General features: G+C 55.5%; 17 protein-coding genes, 2 tRNA genes and 1 other annotated feature (1 of these 20 only partly in view). Of the genes, 8 read left to right on the forward strand and 11 right to left on the reverse strand.

Annotation, left to right across the window (positions count from 1 at the left end; genetic code table 11):
- The first annotated feature begins 156 nt into the window (after positions 1–156).
- The 3 genes from RS584_RS13695 to RS584_RS13705 are packed head-to-tail and all read left to right on the forward strand — an operon-like array spanning position 157 to position 5266.
- Positions 157–1242: an efflux RND transporter periplasmic adaptor subunit gene (locus RS584_RS13695; RefSeq protein WP_315748048.1), complete on the forward strand. Its 1086-nt coding sequence runs from the start codon at positions 157–159 to the stop codon at positions 1240–1242.
- Positions 1242–4304: an efflux RND transporter permease subunit gene (locus RS584_RS13700; RefSeq protein ID WP_315748049.1), complete on the forward strand. Its 3063-nt coding sequence runs from the start codon at positions 1242–1244 to the stop codon at positions 4302–4304. Before RS584_RS13695 ends, RS584_RS13700 begins: the two co-directional genes overlap by 1 nt.
- Before the next feature lie 38 nt (positions 4305–4342).
- Positions 4343–5266: an acyltransferase gene (locus RS584_RS13705; protein WP_026080612.1), complete on the forward strand. Its 924-nt coding sequence runs from the start codon at positions 4343–4345 to the stop codon at positions 5264–5266.
- Here the strand turns inward: RS584_RS13705 and pagP are convergent.
- Entirely contained in the window at positions 5263–5838 is a 576-nt protein-coding gene (gene pagP, locus RS584_RS13710) for a lipid IV(A) palmitoyltransferase PagP (protein WP_003859516.1), read from the reverse strand. The genes RS584_RS13705 and pagP overlap by 4 nt on opposite strands.
- Before the next feature lie 256 nt (positions 5839–6094).
- Between pagP and shiA the strand changes: the two genes are divergently transcribed.
- On the forward strand, positions 6095–7411 hold the full coding sequence (gene shiA / locus RS584_RS13715) for a shikimate transporter (protein WP_017383305.1): 1317 nt from the start codon (positions 6095–6097) through the stop codon (positions 7409–7411).
- Positions 7412–7487: 76 nt separating this feature from the next.
- Positions 7488–8942: an AMP nucleosidase gene (locus RS584_RS13720; protein ID WP_015572404.1), complete on the forward strand. Its 1455-nt coding sequence runs from the start codon at positions 7488–7490 to the stop codon at positions 8940–8942.
- 119 nt (positions 8943–9061) lie between these two features.
- Here the strand turns inward: RS584_RS13720 and RS584_RS13725 are convergent.
- Positions 9062–9137, reverse strand: a tRNA-Asn gene (locus RS584_RS13725).
- Positions 9138–9240: 103 nt separating this feature from the next.
- Positions 9241–10659 carry a multidrug efflux MATE transporter EmmdR gene (emmdR, locus tag RS584_RS13730; protein ID WP_023294986.1) on the reverse strand — a complete coding sequence of 473 codons (1419 nt, stop codon included), beginning with the start codon at positions 10657–10659 and terminating at the stop codon, positions 9241–9243.
- Between the two features lie 226 nt (positions 10660–10885).
- Here emmdR and RS584_RS13735 point away from each other — a divergent pair.
- A tRNA-Asn gene (locus tag RS584_RS13735) sits at positions 10886–10961 on the forward strand.
- A gap of 146 nt (positions 10962–11107) precedes the next feature.
- Here RS584_RS13735 and RS584_RS13740 read toward each other — a convergent pair.
- The 4 genes from RS584_RS13740 to dacD form a co-directional block, all read right to left on the reverse strand.
- A complete protein-coding gene (locus tag RS584_RS13740; RefSeq protein ID WP_000450410.1) occupies positions 11108–11443 on the reverse strand; it encodes a DUF496 family protein in 336 nt (111 codons plus the stop codon).
- 147 nt (positions 11444–11590) lie between these two features.
- Positions 11591–12649 carry an FUSC family protein gene (locus RS584_RS13745; protein WP_017693112.1) on the reverse strand — a complete coding sequence of 353 codons (1059 nt, stop codon included), beginning with the start codon at positions 12647–12649 and terminating at the stop codon, positions 11591–11593.
- Between the two features lie 91 nt (positions 12650–12740).
- Positions 12741–13214 (reverse strand): DNA gyrase inhibitor SbmC, encoded by a 474-nt coding sequence (gene sbmC, locus RS584_RS13750; protein ID WP_032671710.1) that lies wholly within the window; start codon positions 13212–13214, stop codon positions 12741–12743.
- 118 nt (positions 13215–13332) lie between these two features.
- Positions 13333–14505: a serine-type D-Ala-D-Ala carboxypeptidase DacD gene (gene dacD / locus RS584_RS13755; RefSeq protein WP_047740833.1), complete on the reverse strand. Its 1173-nt coding sequence runs from the start codon at positions 14503–14505 to the stop codon at positions 13333–13335.
- Positions 14506–14696: 191 nt separating this feature from the next.
- Here dacD and sbcB point away from each other — a divergent pair, with 191 nt between their 5' ends.
- Complete coding sequence (gene sbcB / locus RS584_RS13760; protein ID WP_410493081.1) at positions 14697–16133, forward strand: exodeoxyribonuclease I; 1437 nt, start codon at positions 14697–14699, stop codon at positions 16131–16133.
- 121 nt (positions 16134–16254) lie between these two features.
- Here sbcB and RS584_RS13765 read toward each other — a convergent pair whose 3' ends face one another.
- The 4 genes from RS584_RS13765 to RS584_RS13780 form a co-directional block, all read right to left on the reverse strand.
- A complete protein-coding gene (locus tag RS584_RS13765; RefSeq protein WP_006811203.1) occupies positions 16255–17613 on the reverse strand; it encodes an APC family permease in 1359 nt (452 codons plus the stop codon).
- Positions 17603–17665, reverse strand: coding sequence for a membrane protein YoeI (gene yoeI, locus RS584_RS13770; RefSeq protein ID WP_099458931.1), 63 nt, complete (start codon positions 17663–17665; stop codon positions 17603–17605). Before yoeI ends, RS584_RS13765 begins: the two co-directional genes overlap by 11 nt.
- Before the next feature lie 219 nt (positions 17666–17884).
- Entirely contained in the window at positions 17885–18814 is a 930-nt protein-coding gene (locus tag RS584_RS13775; RefSeq protein ID WP_315748050.1) for a LysR substrate-binding domain-containing protein, read from the reverse strand.
- Positions 18815–18855: 41 nt separating this feature from the next.
- A complete protein-coding gene (locus RS584_RS13780; protein WP_017383300.1) occupies positions 18856–19680 on the reverse strand; it encodes an SDR family oxidoreductase in 825 nt (274 codons plus the stop codon).
- A 172-nt stretch (positions 19681–19852) separates the two neighbouring features.
- Between RS584_RS13780 and hisL the strand changes: the two genes are divergently transcribed.
- Positions 19853–19903, forward strand: coding sequence for a his operon leader peptide (gene hisL / locus RS584_RS13785; RefSeq protein WP_099516347.1), 51 nt, complete (start codon positions 19853–19855; stop codon positions 19901–19903).
- Positions 19879–19995 (forward strand) — a sequence feature (His leader region) (it continues 7 nt past the right edge of the window). Its footprint overlaps the gene before it by 25 nt.

A 19995-nucleotide genomic window follows, 5' to 3' on the forward strand; every position in this document is an offset into this window, starting at 1 on the left:
AAGCCTGATTCGCCTTGGTTTGTTTATTGCGCTCGCCATTATCGCCAGCACAGCAATCGGTTTATTTACCTATGTGGTCGTCTCGGCCCTGGCAGAATAGCGCCACCCCAGCATTGATGACGAAATAAATAAAACAATTATTATCAGGGGAATACTGTGAAGCGCTACCTCTCTCTTCTGCCTGCTGTTTTATTGCTGCTGACGGCGTGCGATCCGAAACCCGACCGCGCCGCGCCCCTGCCGAAAATGGTAAAAGTCGCAGAGGTGGTCAAGGCCGGCAACGCGCAGCAGCGCGTGTTTCCCGCCCGTATTGAATCCGGCGATGCCACGGATCTCGCGTTCAAACGAGCCGGGCAGATTGAGACCCTGGACATTCGCCAGGGTGCCGTTGTCAAACAGGGGCAACGGCTCGCCAGCCTCAACGCCCGTGAAGCCCGGCAGCGCCTGAACGACAGGCAAACGGCGGCGACCCTGGCTCAGCGGCAATTCGCCCGCTTCCAGACCCTGGCGGGACGCCAGGCCGTGTCGAAAGCCGAGATGGATGTCCAGCGCGCCAACCGCGATTCAGCAAACGCCGCGCTACAGATTGCGCGCGAAGAATTAAGCCAGATGACGCTCGTCGCCCCCTTTAGCGGGACAGCGGCCAGCGTCCATGTGCGAAATCATCAGGTCGTCTCCGCCGGCCAGCTCGTCGTCACTTTGACCCGTACCGATCTGCTGGACGTGGTGTTCAGCCTTCCAGAGAACCTGTTTAACACCTTCGATATTCGCAATGCGCAGTACAAACCGGTAGTGAGGATCAACGCCCTGCCCGGTCGCGAGTTTACCGCTGTGTACAAAGAGCACTCAGGCAGTAGCGACAGCAACACATTGACCTGGCAGGTGATTTTAACCATGCCCCGCCCGGATGATTTTCCCGTCGTGGGCGGCGTCAGCGGAACGGTCACCATCAATTTAACCAACCTTCCGGCTGGTGTGGGCAGTGAGGCGCTGGTAGTGCCGGTTGAAGCGGTCTTTAACCCGGATAACCGCCCGCGCAATGAGCCACATGTCTGGGTGGTGACGGGCGAAGGCGATACGTTGCACCTTGAAGATCGTAAGGTCAGCGTGGGGCAAGTCAGCGCTGAAGGGGTCGTCATCGTCGGTGGGCTTAAGGCCGGTGAACGCGTGGTGGCCGCAGGCGTTGGGGAGTTACATCCCAACCAGCCGGTACGTATCTGGACGCGTGAACGGGGACTGTAATGGATATCTCTCGTCAGTTTATCAGCAACCCGGTTCGCGTCTGGCTGACGATTTTGCTGCTGGGCGTAGGCGGCATTATTGCCCTGTTGAACATTGGCAGACTTGAAGATCCGGCGTTTACCATCAAAACGGCGGTAGTGATCACCCATTATCCGGGCGCGTCGGCGCAGCAGGTTGAGGAAGAGGTCACCCTGCCGCTGGAAAATGCGCTTCAGCAGTTACCTTATCTGGATAACGTCAGCTCCATCTCCTCCAGCGGCCTGTCGCAGATCACGGTCAATATAGCCTCGCGCTACCACTCAAATGCACTGCCGCAAATCTGGGATGAACTGCGTCGCCGGGTCGGAGATGCCGCCAGACAGTTTCCACCCGGCGTAGTGACCCCGTTTGTGAATGACGATTTTGGCGATGTGTTCGGCTTTTTCTTTGCCATTTCCGGAGATGAATTCAGCAATCCGGAACTGGTCCGGTATGCCGAGCAGCTGCGCCGGGAGTTGGTCCTCGTGCCAGGCGTGGGCAAAGTGGCCATCGGCGGAGCCCTCACTCAGCAGATTAACGTGGACATTTCTCTGAGCAAAATGGCCGCGCGCGGGATAACGCTGAACCAGCTTTCTGCCCAGCTCAGCAGGCTGAACGTGGTCTCCAGCGCGGGAGAGATCCCCTCCGGTACCGAGTCAATTCGTCTGCATCCTACCGGTGAATTCGAAAGTATTGACGAGCTGGCCGATCTCATCGTGACCCCGCCCGGCGTTGGGGCGGCTACCCGCTTACGGGATATTGCCACCCTGTCACGCGGGCTGGATGCGTCCCCTGCCAGCATCTACCATGCCAACGGCAGAAAAGCCGTCACCATGGGCGTCTCCTTTATCCCCGGCGTTAACGTGATCGACGTGGGACATGCCCTGGAGGCGAAGCTAGAGCAGATGTCAGCCGAGAAACCAGCAGGTATCCATATCGACCTGTTTTACGATCAGGCGGCGGAGGTCGGGCATTCCGTTAACGGATTTATCATTAACTTCCTGATGGCGCTGGCGATTGTCATCGGCGTGTTGTTGATCTTTATGGGCTTACGCAGCGGGATCATTATCGCCTTTTCCCTCGCCCTCAACGTGCTGGGCACGCTGCTGATCATGTATCTCTGGGGTATTGAACTACAGCGCATTTCACTGGGTGCGCTGATCATCGCCCTCAGCATGCTGGTCGACAATGCCATTGTTATTGTCGAAGGGGTACTGGTAGCCCGGCAGCAGGGCTCGTCCCTGATGAACGCCATTAGCGACATTATTCGCCGTTCTGCGCTGCCGCTGCTGGGTGCAACGGTCATCGCCATCCTGGCCTTTGCGCCCGTCGGGCTGTCACAGGATTCCACCGGCGAATACTGTAAGTCGCTGTTTCAGGTCCTGCTGATTTCGCTCATGCTGAGCTGGTTCTCAGCCCTCACCATTACGCCAGTGCTGATTAAGTGGTGGCTGTTTAAACGAGATGCTGCACCGCCAAAGGCCGACGAAACGGATCCCTATGACAAACGCATCTATCGGATCTATCAGGGTGTGCTCAACGCGCTGTTACGGCGTAAAGCGCCAACGCTGGTAGTGATGGCCGCACTGCTGGCCGCCGCCATCTGGGGCTTTGGCTCGGTGCGGCAGAACTTCTTCCCCTCCTCCAGTACGCCAATTTTCTTTGTCGACCTCTGGCTCCCTTACGGTACCGACATTAACTGGACCGAGAAGATGACCGGTGATATCGAGAAAACCATTAACGGCCAGCCAGGCGTGGAAACTACGGTCTCGACGATTGGTCAGGGAAGTATGCGATTTATTTTGACCTACAGCGGACAGCGGCAGTACAGCAACTATGCGCAAATTATGGTGAGAATGGACGACCAGCGTAACATCCCCGCCCTGACCCGCCACATGGATGAATACATCGCACGGAACTATCCGCAGGTTAACGCCAGCACGAAGCGGGTGATGTTTGGCCCCTCCGGCGACAGCGCCATTGAAATACGTATTAAAGGCCCCGATCCGGACAGGCTGCGTCTGATCGCCAGCCAGGTAGACAACATCCTTACGCGCGATCCGGCGACGGACAGCGTCAGGAACGACTGGCAAAACCGCAGCAAAGTGATCCGCCCGCAGTACGTCACCGCGCTGGGACGTGAGCTTGGCGTGGATAAGCAGGACGTCGATAACGCACTGGAGATGAATTTCTCCGGCAGTCGGGCAGGACTGTACAGAGAAGGCAGCGACCTGTTGCCCGTGGTGGTGCGCCCGCCGGAAAGCGAGCGGCTGGACGCCAATCACCTGAATAACGTTCTGGTCTGGAGCCAGACCCGGCAGCAGTATATTCCGCTGAGCAACGTCATCAGCGGCTTCGCGCTGGAGTGGGAAGATCCGCTGATCCTGCGCCGTGACCGCTCCCGCGTGCTGACCGTGCAGACCGACCCTGACCCGCTAAGCCAGCAAACCTCCGGCGATATTCTCGCCCGCGTGAAGCCGCAAATTGATGCCCTGCCCCTGCCCCACGGCTACAGCATTGAGTGGGGCGGTGACGCGGAGAACTCCAGCGAAGCGCAGCAGGAGCTATTTACCACGCTGCCGCTCGGCTATCTGGTGATGTTTGTGATCACGGTGCTGATGTTCAGTTCGGTGAAAAACGCCGTCGCCATCTGGCTGACCGTGCCGCTGGCGCTGATCGGCGTGACGCCGGGGTTTTTAATTACCGGCATCCCTTTTGGCTTTATGGCGTTGATTGGCCTGCTGAGCCTGAGCGGGATGCTGATCCGCAACGGCATTGTATTGGTGGAAGAGATAGAACAGCAGAAAGCGCAGCAGGATCAGCACAGTGCGATCGTTTACGCCGCCACGTCGCGCCTGCGTCCCATCCTCCTCACCGCCTTTACGACCGTACTCGGCCTCGCCCCTCTGCTGCTGGATGTGTTCTTCCAGAGCATGGCCGTTGTGATTATGTTTGGGCTTGGGTTTGCTACAATCCTGACGCTGCTGGTACTCCCCGTAATTTACGCGTGTTTCCATCGTAAGGACAAAGCTGAACAACAATGAATGCGACAGGGCTGAATATCATCAAGACGCTGGGGTGTATGACGGCGGTTACCTTTTTCACCATCTACAACACCTGGGATCATTACGATTATGACTATCACTGGATCCTCGGTTTTTTAACCTTCATTTCGACCATCGCCACGCCGTTATTTTTTGTGGTTGCAGGGTATCTGGACGGGCAATCCCGACACGGCACGCGCTGGCAGCTGGATAAGATCAAAAGCCTGGTGATCGTCTTTCTGTTCTGGGTAACGATTTACTACCTGTGGGAGCCCTATCAGCGCGGATATCTGATCCAGCCCTGGTTCGTGTTCGCGTTTATCGTGATTTACACGTTTCACCCGGTGGTGGAGTGGCTCAGCCAGCGACGAACGCTCTTTTGCGGGGTAATTGCCGCCCTGCTGCTTTTCTCATACGGGTACGATTTACTGTCAGCCCTCTATCCTGATGCCCATGTCCTTTCATTGTCGCCGCAGTATCGCCTGTGGACGTGGCTGCTGTTTTATCTGACGGGGCAGCTCTTTTGCGATCCGCAGATCGCGGCGTGGATCGGCCGCAAAAATGTGGTCAGGGCAGCGGTCATCGCCATACCGTTTATTTATCTCTTCACGTGGTTTTACGAACGGCACTTCTTTTTTGCGCTATTTAAAGCAGACAGAAACGCCTTTATTCTCACCGGATCGCAAATCTACATTCTGATTATTGCCCTGGTGATTGCGGCCAACGGCGTGCGTTTTCGCCGCAATGCGGAGTTTAAAGAGTCCGTGCTGGCCGCCATTAGCAAAACCATGACCGGGGTCTATATTATGCACTACTCGGTGTTTCACCTGCTGACCGCGCTCATTCCGGTGACGTCCCTGAGCACCAAACTTGCTCTGATTGTGCTTACGTTTGTTACGTCGGTCCTGTTTTCGCTGCTGATCCTGTCCAACGCAGTGGCCAAAAAAGTGATCACCCTCTAAAAGCCCAGGCGCAGCCAGGCAAACAGCACGTTGCCGTTGTTGTAGGTCCCGGGAATATAGGTGAACTGGACGGTGACGCGCTTATATCCGGCAGAGAAAAGCGGGAAGATAAACGGCAGCGGGACATAGTTGGCAAAGTCGTCGCGTGCCGTGATCCCCGCAGCGGCCCCCAGCCCCAGACGGAAATCTTTTGCGTTATCCAGATACCAGCCTTTCTCCCAGCCGTAGCCCATCGCAGGCTGCCATTCGTTATGTGAATCTTTGAACATCATGGCAAAGAGCGCGCTCCAGTTGCCCTCGTCGTTGTAGCGGGACACGCCCAGCCCCCCGCCCCACGGCATTTCGTTGTAGTTGTCGGTTTTCTCTTTGTCATACATGAATCGAGCATGCCAGCTCAGAAACGGAAGGTAGAGATCGTAACGATCCGGCTGTTCCCAGGTTTGCGCAATATCGTCCGTTACTGCATCCCACCAGCGGTGAATACGCTGTTCGCCATAGACTTTCGGCTCCGCATGCAGCGGAGATACGACTAAAAACAGGACTACCCACAGTGCAGGAAAGAGGCGTTGCATCGTTATACCCTCAGCTTACGTTACGCAGCGATCGTTATTACTGTAAACCATTCAGCCCTAACCGGAGCCAAACAGGCTGATTTATGTTGTCGCCCGATAAGATGAAATTTATTTATTCTGCGCTTTCAGGAAAGATAAAAACGTTTTCTCAGGCCGCCTGTCGCGGTAGTCTCATACATTCCGTCAATATGACGGCCGTGATGTGAGTGACCTTTTCTTATACCAATAATTAAAAATCAGTACAGACAGGACAACTATGGACTCCACCCTTATCTCCGCTCGCCGCAACGAGGAGACACCTTCGCTTAACCGCGCCCGCCGCGCCGCTTTAGGTAGCTTCGCAGGCGCCGTCGTCGACTGGTATGACTTTCTGCTCTACGGTATTACCGCTGCGCTGGTCTTTAACCGTGAATTCTTTCCCCAGATCAGCCCCGCCATGGGCACGCTTGCTGCGTTTGCCACCTTCGGCGTCGGTTTTCTGTTTCGTCCTCTGGGCGGGATAATTTTCGGCCACTTCGGCGATCGCCTTGGCCGGAAACGTATGCTGATGCTCACCGTCTGGATGATGGGCATTGCCACCGCGCTGATCGGTATTTTGCCCTCCTTTGCCTCGATTGGCTGGTGGGCTCCGGTGTTGCTGGTGACGCTGCGCGCCATTCAGGGCTTTGCCGTCGGTGGTGAATGGGGCGGCGCGGCATTGCTGTCCGTGGAAAGCGCGCCGAAGAATAAGAAAGCGTTTTACAGCAGCGGCGTGCAGGTGGGTTATGGCGTGGGTCTGCTGCTCTCCACGGGCCTGGTGTCGCTAATAAGCCAGCTCACGACAGACGAGCAGTTCCTGAGCTGGGGCTGGCGTATTCCGTTTATCTTCAGCATTGTGCTGGTCGTGGTGGCCCTGTGGATCCGTAACGGCATGGAAGAGTCGGCTGAGTTTGAACGGCAGCAGCGCGAAAAACCGGTCGCGAAGAAACGGCTGCCGGTGATGGAAGCGCTGGTGCAGCACCCTGGCGCTTTTCTGAAAATTATCGCCCTGCGCCTGTGCGAACTGCTGACGATGTATATCGTCACCGCCTTTGCCCTGAACTATTCCACGCAAAACCTCGGCCTGCCGCGGGAATTGTTCCTGAATATTGGCCTGGTGGTGGGCGGGATCAGCTGCCTGACCATCCCCTGCTTCGCCTGGCTGGCGGATCGCTTTGGCCGTCGACGGGTGTATATCACCGGGGCGCTCATCGGCACACTCAGCGCCTGGCCGTTCTTTATGGCGCTGGAGGCACAGTCGGTCTTCTGGATTGTCTTCTTCGCGATCATGCTTGCGAACATCGCTCACGATATGGTGGTCTGCGTGCAGCAGCCAATGTTCACCGAGCTGTTTGGCGCAAGCTACCGTTACAGCGGCGCGGGCGTGGGATATCAGGTGGCGAGCGTGGTCGGCGGCGGGTTTACGCCGTTTATCGCCGCCGCGCTGGTAACGTTCTCCGGCGGTAACTGGCACAGCGTGGCGATTTATCTGCTGGCGGGTTGCCTGCTTTCTGCCGCCACCGCCCTGTTGATGAAGGAAACCGCGCACAGCTGATCTCCTCACTTTTGTTTCACAGGCGTGTGACATACTATCGGGTAAAGCCGCACACCTGTGGAACAAGGAGACAGACATGAATAATAAGGGCTCCAGCCTGACCCCGGCTCAGGCGCTGGAAAAACTCGACGCACTGTATGAACAGTCCGTCAATGCACTGCGCAGCGCCATCAGTGACTATATCGAAACAGGGAAACTTCCCGATGAAAAGGCCAGAACCCAGGGCCTTTTTGTTTATCCATCGCTCTCTGTCACCTGGGACGGCAGCGCCAGCAGCAATCCGAAAACCCGCGCCTATGCGCGTTTCACCCACTCCGGCTGTTACAGCACGACCATCACGCGACCTGCGCTGTTCCGCCCCTATCTGGAAGAGCAGCTTACCCTGCTGTATCAGGATTACGGCGCGCATATCAGCGTTGAGCCGTCCCTGCACGAGATCCCTTACCCGTACGTGATAGACGGCTCAGCGCTGACGCTGGATCGCTCCATGAGCGCGGGGCTGACCCGCCACTTCCCGACCACTGAGCTGTCGCAGATTGGCGATGAGACGGCGGACGGGATCTATCACCCGGCAGAGTTTTCACCCCTGTCGCACTTTGATGCCCGCCGTGTCGATTTCTCGCTGGCACGCCTGCGCCACTACACCGGCACCCCAGCCGAACATTTCCAGCCGTTCGTGTTGTTTACCAATTACACCCGCTATGTGGACGAATTTGTCCGCTGGGGCTGTAGCCAGATCCTCGATCCGGACAGCCCTTACATCGCCCTATCCTGCGCGGGCGGGATCTGGATCACCGCCGAAACCGAAGCACCGGAAGAGGCCATCTCCGACCTGGCGTGGAAAAAGCACCAGATGCCAGCCTGGCACCTGATCACCGCCGACGGTCAGGGCATTACGCTGATTAACATCGGCGTTGGCCCGTCGAATGCGAAAACCATCTGCGACCATCTGGCGGTACTGCGCCCGGACGTCTGGCTGATGATCGGCCACTGCGGAGGCCTGCGTGAAAGCCAGCTGATTGGCGATTACGTCCTCGCCCACGCTTATTTGCGTGACGACCATGTCCTTGACGCGGTTCTGCCGCCAGATATTCCTATCCCGAGTATCGCGGAAGTGCAGCGCGCCCTTTACGACGCCACCAAAGAGGTGAGCGGCATGCCGGGTGAAGAGGTGAAGCAGCGCCTGCGTACCGGTACGGTCGTCACCACCGACGATCGTAACTGGGAGCTGCGCTATTCCGCCTCCGCCCTGCGTTTCAATCTCAGCCGTGCGGTCGCAATCGATATGGAAAGCGCCACCATTGCCGCGCAGGGCTATCGCTTCCGCGTCCCTTACGGCACGCTGCTGTGCGTGTCCGATAAACCGCTGCACGGCGAGATCAAACTGCCGGGCCAGGCGAACCGTTTCTACGAAGGGGCGATCTCAGAGCATCTTCAGATTGGCATTCGCGCCATCGATTTACTGCGTGCAGAGGGCGACAAACTGCATTCCCGCAAGCTGCGCACCTTCAATGAGCCACCGTTCCGCTGATAACAAGGACCCACTCACCCGGCCTGGGATTCCGTAGGTCGGGTAAGCGGAGCGCCAGCCGACAATTTCACGAACGCAGAAAAGCAAAAAGCCTGCTTTAAAAGCAGGCTTTTTAAATTTGGCTCCTCTGACTGGACTCGAACCAGTGACATACGGATTAACAGTCCGCCGTTCTACCGACTGAACTACAGAGGAATCGTGTGAACGGGGCGCATATTATCGATGCGCCCTGAGGATGTCAAAGGGTGAATGCAGATTTTCAATCGTTTGCCGATTTATTCTCCACTTCGCACATTTGTCAGGCACTTGCCGTTTCCGAAACCTCCTGCTCCGGTTTTTTTCGCGGATATTTCCACAGCCAGCGCCCGCTCACCATTCGCCAGTAGAACAGCGCCCCGCGCACGGCCCAGTCAAGGAACATCCCCAGCCAGACGCCGACAACGCCCATACCCAACATTACCCCCAGCGTGTAGCCCGCCACAACGCGACAGCCCCACATGCCGAGCATGGAGACCCACATCGCAAACCGGGCATCGCGCGCCCCTTTCAGCCCGGCAGGAAGTACCCAGGACGCGGCCCAAATTGGCATAAACGCCGCGTTGAGCCAAATGAGCACCTTCACGACCTCCTTCACGTCATTTTCATGCGTATAGAACGAGGCCATCAGCCCGGCAAAAGGCGCAGTTCCCCACGCAATCGCCGTCAGTCCAATAGTTGAAAGCCAGAAGACGTGCCGAAGTTGCCGTTCCGCCTGCCCTATCTGCCCCTTTCCGAGACGTCTGCCGGTGATGATCGTCGACGCCGACCCCAGCGCGTTTCCCGGCAGGTTAATGAGCGAGGCGATGGAGAAGGCAATAAAGTTGCCGGCGATGACGTCCGTTCCCATCCCGGCAACAAACATCTGCGTCAGCAGTTTCCCACCGTTAAACAACACGGATTCGATGCTGGCCGGAATCCCGATCCCCATCACTTCCCAGATAATGGCGAAGTTAAGTGGACGAAAATAGCTTTTCAGCGTCAGGCGCAGCGATGGCGTAATTCCCGCCATCAATACGCCAATTATCGCCGCCGCACCAATATAGCGGGAAATGGTTAGCCCTAAACCCGCGCCGACAAAGCCCAGCCCCTCCCAGGAAAAGACGCCGTAAATCAAAACGCTGCTGATAATGATGTTCAGGATGTTCATGCCGCCGTTGATCAGCAGCGGAATTTTGGTATTTCCTGCTCCACGAAGCGCACCGCTACCAATCAGCGCGATGGCAGCCGCCGGATAACTCAGCACCGTCATTTCCAGGTAGGTGAGAGCCAGATCCTTCACCTCGCTGGTCGCTTCTCCCGCGACAATGTCGATAATTTCTTTGCCGTAATAATGGATAACCGCCGCAAGGATGATCGAAAAGAGGGTCATGATCATCAGCGACTGTCTGGCCGCTTCGCGGGCACGCTTCGGATCAAGCTTGCCCAGGCTAAACGCCACCACCACCGTCGTACCGAGATCGATAGCGGCAAAGAAGGACATCACAACCATGTTGAAACTGTCCGCCAGCCCTACCCCGGCCATGGCTTCTTTACCGAGCCAGCTCACCAGAAAGGTGCTCAGCACCCCCATTAGCAGGACGCAGGTATTCTCCAGGAAAATAGGCACGGCAAGGGGGGTGATTTCACGCCAGAACAGAACTCGATAGCTCTTACGTTTTGCATACCAGGGCGTGCGCATAATCGCCTGGCGTAGGGGTGCGGTGACGTTCAAAATGGACCTTAGCGAGAAAGTTGAAACTCCATTTCAAATGATGGGGCAGAAATGCGTATCCTGCAAAGTATTTTCCATAAAATTATGTTTGGATTTACAACAAAATGACGACAGAATCATCAAACAAACGCTTTTGCCTGAGATCAGGTTTGACAAAAGTTTTTTCGCCGCTAAGATAAGCCTCCACAACGATTCCTCTGTAGTTCAGTCGGTAGAACGGCGGACTGTTAATCCGTATGTCACTGGTTCGAGTCCAGTCAGAGGAGCCAAATTTAAAAAGCCTGCTTTTAGAGCAGGCTTTTTGCTTTTCTGCGTTCGTGAAATTGTCGGGTGGCGGCTTCGCCTTACCCGACCTACGTGATAACAGTCCTGTAGGCCCGGTAAGCGCAGCGCCACCGGGCAACAGAGTGTGCGATTACTCGCCTTTAGCGTCGACGTTTTTGATTTCGCCCATCACTTTCAGCTTCTTGGAGATGTCGCGACGCTCTTTGGACAGCTCAGCGTTTTTGATGATGTAGTCATCAACGCGATCTTCATAATCGCTCTTCATGCTGGCGATGATGCCCTGAATAGCTTCAACGCTCATGCCAGGCTTGATGTAGTCGCTCAGGTTGTCCAGCAGCAGGACACGTTTCTGGTTGTCACGGATCTTCTTCTCTACGTCCTGGATTTCGCGCTGTAGCTTGTTTTTGCGGCGGAACAGGCGGACGAACTCCAGAACATCCTGGAACGAAGGCTTGGTAGTTTCCATTTTTACACCCCTGATAATGTGAGATTCGGATTCGTTAAAGCAACCGTTTTAACAGACAGCGGCTGCGAATGACAATGAGTATATCGTTTAAAACCATCATAACCCTAATTGTTGCTGAATCGAAGCAGCAGGCATCACATACGCTTTTTATTTGCGCAGCGCCCGGCAAATCAGCTGCGATAACAACTCCAGCTGTCGCGCCAGCTCCATACTCAGCCAGACATAACCATGGATGGGCGTTTCCGCCACATTGTCTCCCTGGCGCTCATTCATCAGCTGTTTAAGCTCGGCGACGATTTCGTTCAGCCGCTCGCTGTTCGCCCGTATCGGCTGTGGGTTACCTTCGTAGAGCGCATGGGCGATGGTCAGCAGGGTTTGTTGCGTCATCTGCTGCGTCTCTTTCAGCGTATGCGCGTTGAGCATCAGAAGATGGCTGGGGCGTGAGGCCCAGTGGGCATTGATTTGCAGTTCAAGCATACAGACCAGATTACGGCTGACCGTCTGAATAGCTTCAAAAATGGCTTTCTGGATATGGGTTTCTTTGCTTGCCGGGGTAATCAACCCGCGCATTTTGACCACATCATTGAGGATTTTTTGCAGGTGCTTTTCCAGCCGCGGGCGCTCAATCAGATTCGGCGAAAACCCGGCCTGGTAGACCCGGTTAAATGCCGTGACGTAGTTTGCCATCTGAATGCGCCAGTGCAGGAAGGCGCGCTGCGGCCAGATACCGGTAAACAGCATGGCGAGCAACGAGCCGAGGATCACGTCCCCGCTTCGCCACAATGCGGTGGTCATATCGCCCGCCGGTGCGCCGACCACAACCGCGAGCGTAATGCCAATCAGCAGCGCCTGATACGGTTTCTTGCCAAGGGCAAGCCACCCGCAAAGAAACATCGCCACCGCGCACCACAGCAACATGACCGGAAACGAAATCAGCTCCAGCTTCAGGGCGATAAGCCCAAGCGCTGAGCCTAAAACGGTGCCGCCTATGCGTTCGAAAGCGCGCGGGACCACGTTCCCCCAGAATGAGATCGGCCCCATCACCACCACCAGCGTGATCAGCGGCCACGTCCCTTCCGGGATATCCAGCAGACGAACCAGTACGAAGGTCAACACAAACGCCAGCGCAATGCGGCAACCGTGCACCACGCGATAATGTTTGTATAACCGAATTTCAAAAGGGGTTAATGACTTGTCGGGGCGCACACCCGTCTCCAGCTCTACGGCAAACCACAATTGTACTGTGTTTTCAGCCGGGTGGATCGCGCCCGGCTGAAAAACCCTGCATTCCGCAGGATTATCCCACTTTGTGCTCTACCGGTACAAACATCTCAATATCCCAGTAGCCGTCAGCATTGCCATCGTTCAGATAGCGTTCGAAGCAGGGTTTTGCTGCAATCTGGAATTTGTTGTCTTCCAGCAGGGAGTTGAAGAACTGATACCATGGAGTGGCGAAATCATGATTTTCGACGCGCGCGGCGGCAATAGCATACTCTCCGGCAGCAATTTCGGTCATCATCACCCCTTCGCTGTTTTCAGGAATAGTGAAATCGTCCGCTACCGTTACGGCGGTAACGCAGCGGAGCTTTTCTGCCGGCACGTCATCCGGATTGTCATAATAAACGGCCACCCACTCCTGCGGCTGAATATGACGCCCGTCTACCCACATGACCAGCTGTTCAAATCCCTGCTTGACCGTCTTTTCCCACGGCCCCACGAGATGAAAGCCAGCGATCGTACGTTTCTGTTGCTGCCTGATGCTGTAGTCCATGCTGCCTCCGTTTATTACTGTATATATATACACTGTAAAGCAGAATCGAGATTATCGGCAAACCAGGAGTGTTTATTATGTGAGCAGACTCGCAACACTGCCAGTCTGCCCAAAAAGGTCAGAGTTTATGATGCAGATAATCGCCGAGGCGGGAGAAAAGGCCGCCCTTTTCAACGCTTTCCAGCGTAACCAATGGCCAGTGCGCTACCACCTTGTCACGATCGTACAGCTGGATCTCCCCTACCCGCTGATGCGCGGCGATCGGCGCTTCCAGCTCTTTTTTATCCATCACGTATTTCGCCTTGATGTTTGGCACTTCCGATTTGGGTAATGCCAGCCAGAAGTCCTGATCCGTGCCCAGCGCGATCTGCTCTTTATCGCCGTACCAGATGCGCTCGGTTCCCACCTTTTTACCGTTATGCAGGATCTGCACCGTATCAAAATTTTGCTGTCCCCAGTGCAGCAGCTTGCGCGCCTGATCTTCACGTCCTTTCGGGCTGTCTGCCCCCATCACCACCGCAATCAGTCGACGCTGACCGTCCACCGCGGAGGCAATCAGGTTAAAGCCCGCGCCCGAGGTGTGACCCGTTTTCAGGCCATCCACGTTCATGGTCTTATCCCACAGCAGGCCGTTGCGGTTCTGCTGGGTGATGCCGTTCCAGGTCAGGCTCTTTTCGCTGTACATGTGATAGAACTCAGGCTCGCCGTGAATGATGGCCCGGGAAAGCACGGCGAGATCGTAAGCGGAGCTGTGCTGACCCGGTGCATCCAGCCCGTGTACGGTTTCGAAGTGGGTATCGCGCAGGTTCAGCTTTTCAACGTAGTCATTCATCATCCTGACGAACTGCGGCTGACCGCCCGCCACGTGATCCGCCAGCGCCACGCAGGCGTCATTGCCGGAATCAACAATCAGGCCGCGGCTGAGATCGCGCACGGAAACCCGATCGCCCTCCTTCAGAAACATCAGCGACGAACCGTCAAAGACCGGATTGCCTTTTGCCCAGGCGTCACGTCCGACCGTCACAATGTCATCGGGGCTGATGCGGTGGCTATCAATAGCACGATCGACAACGTACCCCGTCATCAGTTTGGTCAGGCTCGCCGGATTACGCTGCTGATGTTCGTTGCCCGCCGTTAAGATTTGACCCGTGGTGTAATCCATCAATACCCAGGAGCCAGCCTGGATGGCAGGCGGCTGAGGTGAAAAATCCAGCGGCTCGGCAGCCAGCGCGGATGAAATACTCGAAGCGAGTAAAGAAACAGCAATAAACAGACGGCGTTTCAACGGTATATCCTCAGGTCAGTAAAAATCGATGACCTTTTTACGGGAGTTCTGATGTCGTTACCTGCCTTAATTGCAAAAAAATGTGACAGCACGCAGATTTTTTCGGAACAAATCTCGCAAATTTCTTGCCTGACGGTGCTTTTTATTCGGACTGCTCACCCCAATCGTTTACCATAGAGACGTCAATTTTTAACAGGATGAGATTACTGGTGTCTGACTCTGCCGCGCGCCCGACTTTTTTGTTCCACGATTACGAAACCTTTGGCACCCATCCGGCGCTGGACCGACCGGCGCAGTTTGCGGCTATCCGAACCGATGACGAATTTAACGTCATTGGCGAACCCGAGGTGTTTTACTGTAAACCCGCCGATGACTATCTGCCGCAGCCGGGCGCGGTGATGGTGACGGGCATCACGCCTCAGGAAGCGCGGGATAAAGGCGTTAGCGAAGCAGAATTTGCCCGTCGCATCCACGACCTGTTCACGGTACCCAATACCTGCGTGGTGGGTTACAACAACATCCGTTTTGACGATGAAGTGACGCGCAATATCTTCTACCGCAACTTCTACGATCCGTATGCCTGGAGCTGGCAAAACCGCAATTCACGCTGGGATTTGCTGGATATCATGCGCGCCTGCTATGCGCTGCGCCCGGAGGGGATTAACTGGCCGGAGAACGACGACGGCTTGCCGAGCTTCAGGCTCGAGCACCTGACGCGGGCCAACGGCATTGAGCACAGCAACGCCCACGACGCGATGGCAGACGTTTACGCGACCATCGCAATGGCAAAACTTGTAAAAACCGCGCAGCCGCGCCTGTTTGAGTATCTGTTGAGCCATCGCAGCAAGCAAAAGCTGATGACGCTGATTGACGTGCCGCAGATGAAACCGCTGGTGCATATTTCAGGGATGTTCGGTGCGTGGCGCGGGAATACAAGCTGGGTGGCGCCGCTTGCCTGGCATCCGGACAACCGTAACGCCGTCATCATGGTGGATCTCGCCGGAGATATCTCCCCGCTGCTTGAGCTCGACAGCGACACCTTACGTGAACGGCTCTATACGCCGAAAGAGGCGCTGGGTGACCTGCCAGCCGTACCGGTAAAACTGGTGCACATCAATAAGTGCCCGGTGCTGGCGCAGGCCAACACGCTGCGCCCGGAAGACGCCGACCGGCTGGGGATTAACCGTCAGCACTGCCTCGATATCCTGAAAGTGCTGCGCGACAACCCGCATGTGCGCGAGAAAGTCGTCGCCATTTTTGCCGAAGCAGAGCCGTTCGTGCCGTCTGAGAATGTGGATGCGCAGCTTTATAACGGCTTCTTCAGCGACGCCGATCGCGCGGCGATGAATATCGTGCTGCAAACCGACCCGCGTAACCTGCCCGCGCTGGATATCACCTTCGCAGATAAGCGCATTGAGAAGCTGATGTTTAATTATCGCGCGCGCAACTATCCCGGCACGCTGGATGAAGCAGAGCAGGAACGCTGGTTACAGCATCGGCGCAACGTGTTTACGCCGGAGTTTCTTAATAGCTACGCCCAGGAGCTGGAGATGCTTTACGGTCAGTATGAAGGGAATGCTGAGAAGCAGGCGCTGCTGAAAGCGCTGTTCCAGTATGCGCAAGAGATTGTCTGAATAGCGGGTACAAAAAAGCCGGAGGCGATGTCTCCGGCTTTTTTTTGCCGGGTGGCGCTAACGCTTACCCGGCCTACGAAACTGTAGGTCGGGTTGAGCATAGCCGTCACCCGACACAGTCTTACGCGACGTCTTCGTACTGAGGAACCGGGTTGCGGAAGCTTCTGGTCACGCAAGCCAGGTAAATCAGACCGATTGCACCCCAGATCAGACCCAGAACCATTGAGCTCTCTTCCAGGTTGATCCACAGGGCGCCCACCGTCAGGGCACCACACACTGGCAGCACCAGATAGTTGATGTGGTCCTTCAGCGTCTTGTTGCGCTTCTCACGGATCCAGAACTGCGAAATCACGGAGAGGTTAACGAAGGTGAACGCCACCAGCGCACCAAAGTTAATCAGCGCCGTGGCCGTTACCAGGTCGAATTTAATCGCCAGCAGGGCAATAGCGCCCACCAGCAGCACGTTCCACGCCGGGGTACGCCATTTAGGATGCACGTAACCGAAGAAGCGGGTTGGGAACACACCGTCACGGCCCATCACGTACATCAGACGAGAAACGCCCGCGTGCGCAGCCATACCGGAAGCCAGTACGGTGACGCTGGAGAAGATCAGCACGCCCCACTGGAAGGTTTTACCCGCCACGTACAGCATAATTTCAGGCTGTGATGCATCCGGATCTTTAAAGCGAGAGATATCCGGGAAGTACAGCTGTAAGAAGTAAGACGCACCGATGAAGATCAGGCCGCCAATCAGCGCGGTCAGGAAAATCGCTTTCGGGATCACGCGCTCAGCGTCTTTGGTCTCTTCAGACAGAGAAGAGATACCGTCGAAGCCCAGGAACGAGAAGCACAGGATAGTCGCACCGGTGATCATCGGCACTACGTGCGCGCCTTCAGACCAGAACGGACGGGTGCTGGTCAGCGTACCTGCGCCTTCCCCGTGGGAAACGCCGTAAATGATCAGCCCAACGATAACCGCAACAATCCCCATCTGAAGGATCACAATCAGGGTGTTGAAGTTAGCCACGGTCTTGATACTGCGCAGGTTAGAGATGGTCATAAAGGCCACCAGCGCCACAACGAAGATCCACGACGGCACGGAAGGCACCAGCGCTTCGAAGTAAATTTTTGCCAGCAGAATGTTGATCATCGGCATGAACAGGTAGTCCAGCAGTGATGACCAGCCCACCATAAAGCCAACCGCCGGGCTAATGGATTTCTGAGCATAGGTGTACGCAGAGCCTGCGGACGGGAAACGGCGAACCAGTTTACCGTAGCTCAGCGCTGTAAAGAGGATGGCGACCAGCGCAAAGGCGTACGCCGTTGCAACGTGACCGTCAGTAAGGCCTGATACGATACCGAATGTATCGAACAGCGTCATCGGTTGCATATAGGCAAGGCCCATCATAACAACCGGAATCAACGTAAGCGTTTTACGTAATTCCACGCGAGAGGTGTTTGGAGTTGCGTTATGCGACATAGTTATTCTCCTTTACGGTGATAACCGCCACGTAAGCGAAAAATTGCCCCATTTCTTTCTTCCTCAGCGACAACAACTGTCGGATTTTAGTAAATATCTATCCGGTACGAAGCCCGGCCTCTTGGTTTTTAGTTTCGTTTCGTACATGCAAAAAAAAATAACCGACGCCTTTTATATCGTCGATTATTCATTTGTTTGCAGCGGCGGCATTTTGCCCTATTCCAGATACAAAAGGCAATACATTGAGAAACCTGCCCATAAATTAATTTTACTAACTGATTGATTTCCCATCATCTGCCTGAGCGTAAACTGTGGCGATAGCACTATTTGCTAAAATTTCGTCTCGCCACCAGGCGCTGGCAAGCCCGGCGGTCTGTTCATTCCAGCCCACCCATACCGATTCGTTACTGCTTTGCGCTAAAACCTGTTTTTCTACCAGCGCTCCGCTGTCAATAAACCGCTGCGCTAAATAACGGGGAAGGTAACCGCACCCCAGGCCGCTTATTTGCAGCTCCAGCTTGGTTTTAAAATCAAAAACGGTGATGGCCTCCTGCTCATCCAGCAGCTGCGATGAAATGCCGCATTCGGGGCGAGAACTGTCTCCAACCACAATGGCGCGATAGTTTTTAATGACGCGTCGGGTAACAGGCTCCGGTTCATTCGCCAGCGGGTGATGAGGCGCAACGGCAAAAACCTGCTCCAGAAAACCGAGCCGCGCAAAACCAAATTCGCTCAACTGGGGAGGCTCATGCAGCGCCCCAACGATGATATCCGCCCTGCCCTGCGTCAGGGCCTCCCAGGAACCGCCCAGCACGCCATTGATAAAAACCAGCCGGGTGACGCTGTGGCGCTGATAGAACGCCTCAATAAGCGGGGTAAGCAGGGAGAAAGGGAATGTATCATCAACCCCAATCACCAGCTCATTTTCCCAGCCCTGGTGAAGTTTGACGGCCTGTTTTTCCAGCTCGCGAACCGTATGCAGCACGTCACGCCCTTTTTCCAGCAGCATCTGCCCTGTACGGGTGAAACGCGCGCGATGCCCGGTGCGGTCAAGGATTTGGATATTAAGATCGCTCTCGAGCTTTTGCACGGTGTAGCTCAGAGCCGAAGGGGTTTTATAGAGCTTCGCCGAGGCGGCGGCAAAGCTCCCCTCTTTTTCCAGCGCATCCAGAATAACAAGAACATCCAGCAGCGGTTTCATCTTCGCCCCCTTGCGGTGTGCGATTGTCTCCGCCGGCGCAATTATTCCATGGGCATAACCAGCGGATCGGGATACTGATATTCAAATCCCAGTTCATGGCAAATACGATTGCCATCAATAATTTTGCCTTTGCGTTCCCCCTGCGCCTCGCTGAATACCGGCGGCGCCAGGCCCAGCTGGCGCGCCATCAGCGGATAAAAGGTACTGCGCGGCGGATGCGAAGGCGCACATATATTATAGATGTGCCCCCCTTTCGGAGCCTGCAAAAGCAGTTCAATTGCACCGATAACATCCTCAAGATGCACAAGATTAACCCCGTGCTGGCCATCCGGCGCAGATTTACCGGCAAAGAAGCGCCCCGGATGACGCCCCGGCCCCACCAGCCCGGCCAGACGTAAGATATCCACCTGCGTGCCAGGCAGATTGTGCAGCCAGTCTTCCAGCTCTTTCAGTACCCGGCCGCTGGCGGTCACCGGACGGCGCTCGGTGTTTTCTTTCGCCGTACCGTCGATATCGCCATAGACGGAGGTGGAGCTGGTGAAAATGATACGCGGGATATGGTGCGCCAGGGCGCTGTCGACAATCTCCTGCACCGCCTGCAAGTAAAAAGACTCACCCGGGCCGCTGCGCCGCGCCGGTAAGGTAATGACCAGCGCGTCCACATTCATCAGTTCATCCAGCTCGTCGGTATCGCAGATAAGCTCGGGTTCGAGACGCAGCTCGACACCATCAATGCCGCACATGCGTGCCGCTTCAACCCCATCTCGGGTGGTCTTACTCCCTGTCACCTGCCAGCCTTTCGCGGCTAATGACATCGCCAGTGGCATTCCTAACCATCCTAACCCGACAATCGCGACCTTTTTCATTACATTCTCCGCTTAACGATGCCTGTTATAAGGCTACGCCAGCCTGGTGGAACGCACAATTCATACCATCAATATGAAATGAATTAATGATCAAAAAAAGCCCTTGCTTTATGGCGTACAACTGGTTTAGGTTAAAAGACATCAAATGCATAAGCATTCAACGAGAATTTATATGACACGCGTTCCTTTTAAAAACCACCATCATCACCATCATCCTGACTAGTCTTTCAGGCGATGTGTGCTGGAAGACGTTTGGATCTTCCAGTGGTGCATGAACGCATGAAAAAGCCCCCGGAAGATCTTCTTCCGGGGGCT

It is taken from the genome of Enterobacter sp. DTU_2021_1002640_1_SI_PRY_ASU_LCPMC_013 (assembly GCF_032389435.1).
GTDB classification, from domain to species: domain Bacteria; phylum Pseudomonadota; class Gammaproteobacteria; order Enterobacterales; family Enterobacteriaceae; genus Enterobacter; species Enterobacter hormaechei_C.

Bases quoted from the DNA above. Each gene is read 5' to 3' on its own strand.
- RS584_RS13700 (WP_315748049.1), top strand. From the start codon at position 1,242: ATGGATATCTCTCGTCAGTTTATCAGCAACCCGGTTCGCGTCTGGCTG.
- RS584_RS13705 (WP_026080612.1), top strand. From the start codon at position 4,343: ATGACGGCGGTTACCTTTTTCACCATCTACAACACCTGGGATCATTAC.
- pagP (WP_003859516.1), bottom strand. From the start codon at position 5,838: ATGCAACGCCTCTTTCCTGCACTGTGGGTAGTCCTGTTTTTAGTCGTA.
- shiA (WP_017383305.1), top strand. From the start codon at position 6,095: ATGGACTCCACCCTTATCTCCGCTCGCCGCAACGAGGAGACACCTTCG.
- RS584_RS13720 (WP_015572404.1), top strand. From the start codon at position 7,488: ATGAATAATAAGGGCTCCAGCCTGACCCCGGCTCAGGCGCTGGAAAAA.
- emmdR (WP_023294986.1), bottom strand. From the start codon at position 10,659: ATGCGCACGCCCTGGTATGCAAAACGTAAGAGCTATCGAGTTCTGTTC.
- RS584_RS13740 (WP_000450410.1), bottom strand. From the start codon at position 11,443: ATGGAAACTACCAAGCCTTCGTTCCAGGATGTTCTGGAGTTCGTCCGC.
- sbmC (WP_032671710.1), bottom strand. From the start codon at position 13,214: ATGGACTACAGCATCAGGCAGCAACAGAAACGTACGATCGCTGGCTTT.
- sbcB (WP_410493081.1), top strand. From the start codon at position 14,697: ATGAGATTACTGGTGTCTGACTCTGCCGCGCGCCCGACTTTTTTGTTC.
- RS584_RS13765 (WP_006811203.1), bottom strand. From the start codon at position 17,613: ATGTCGCATAACGCAACTCCAAACACCTCTCGCGTGGAATTACGTAAA.
- RS584_RS13775 (WP_315748050.1), bottom strand. From the start codon at position 18,814: ATGAAACCGCTGCTGGATGTTCTTGTTATTCTGGATGCGCTGGAAAAA.
- RS584_RS13780 (WP_017383300.1), bottom strand. From the start codon at position 19,680: ATGAAAAAGGTCGCGATTGTCGGGTTAGGATGGTTAGGAATGCCACTG.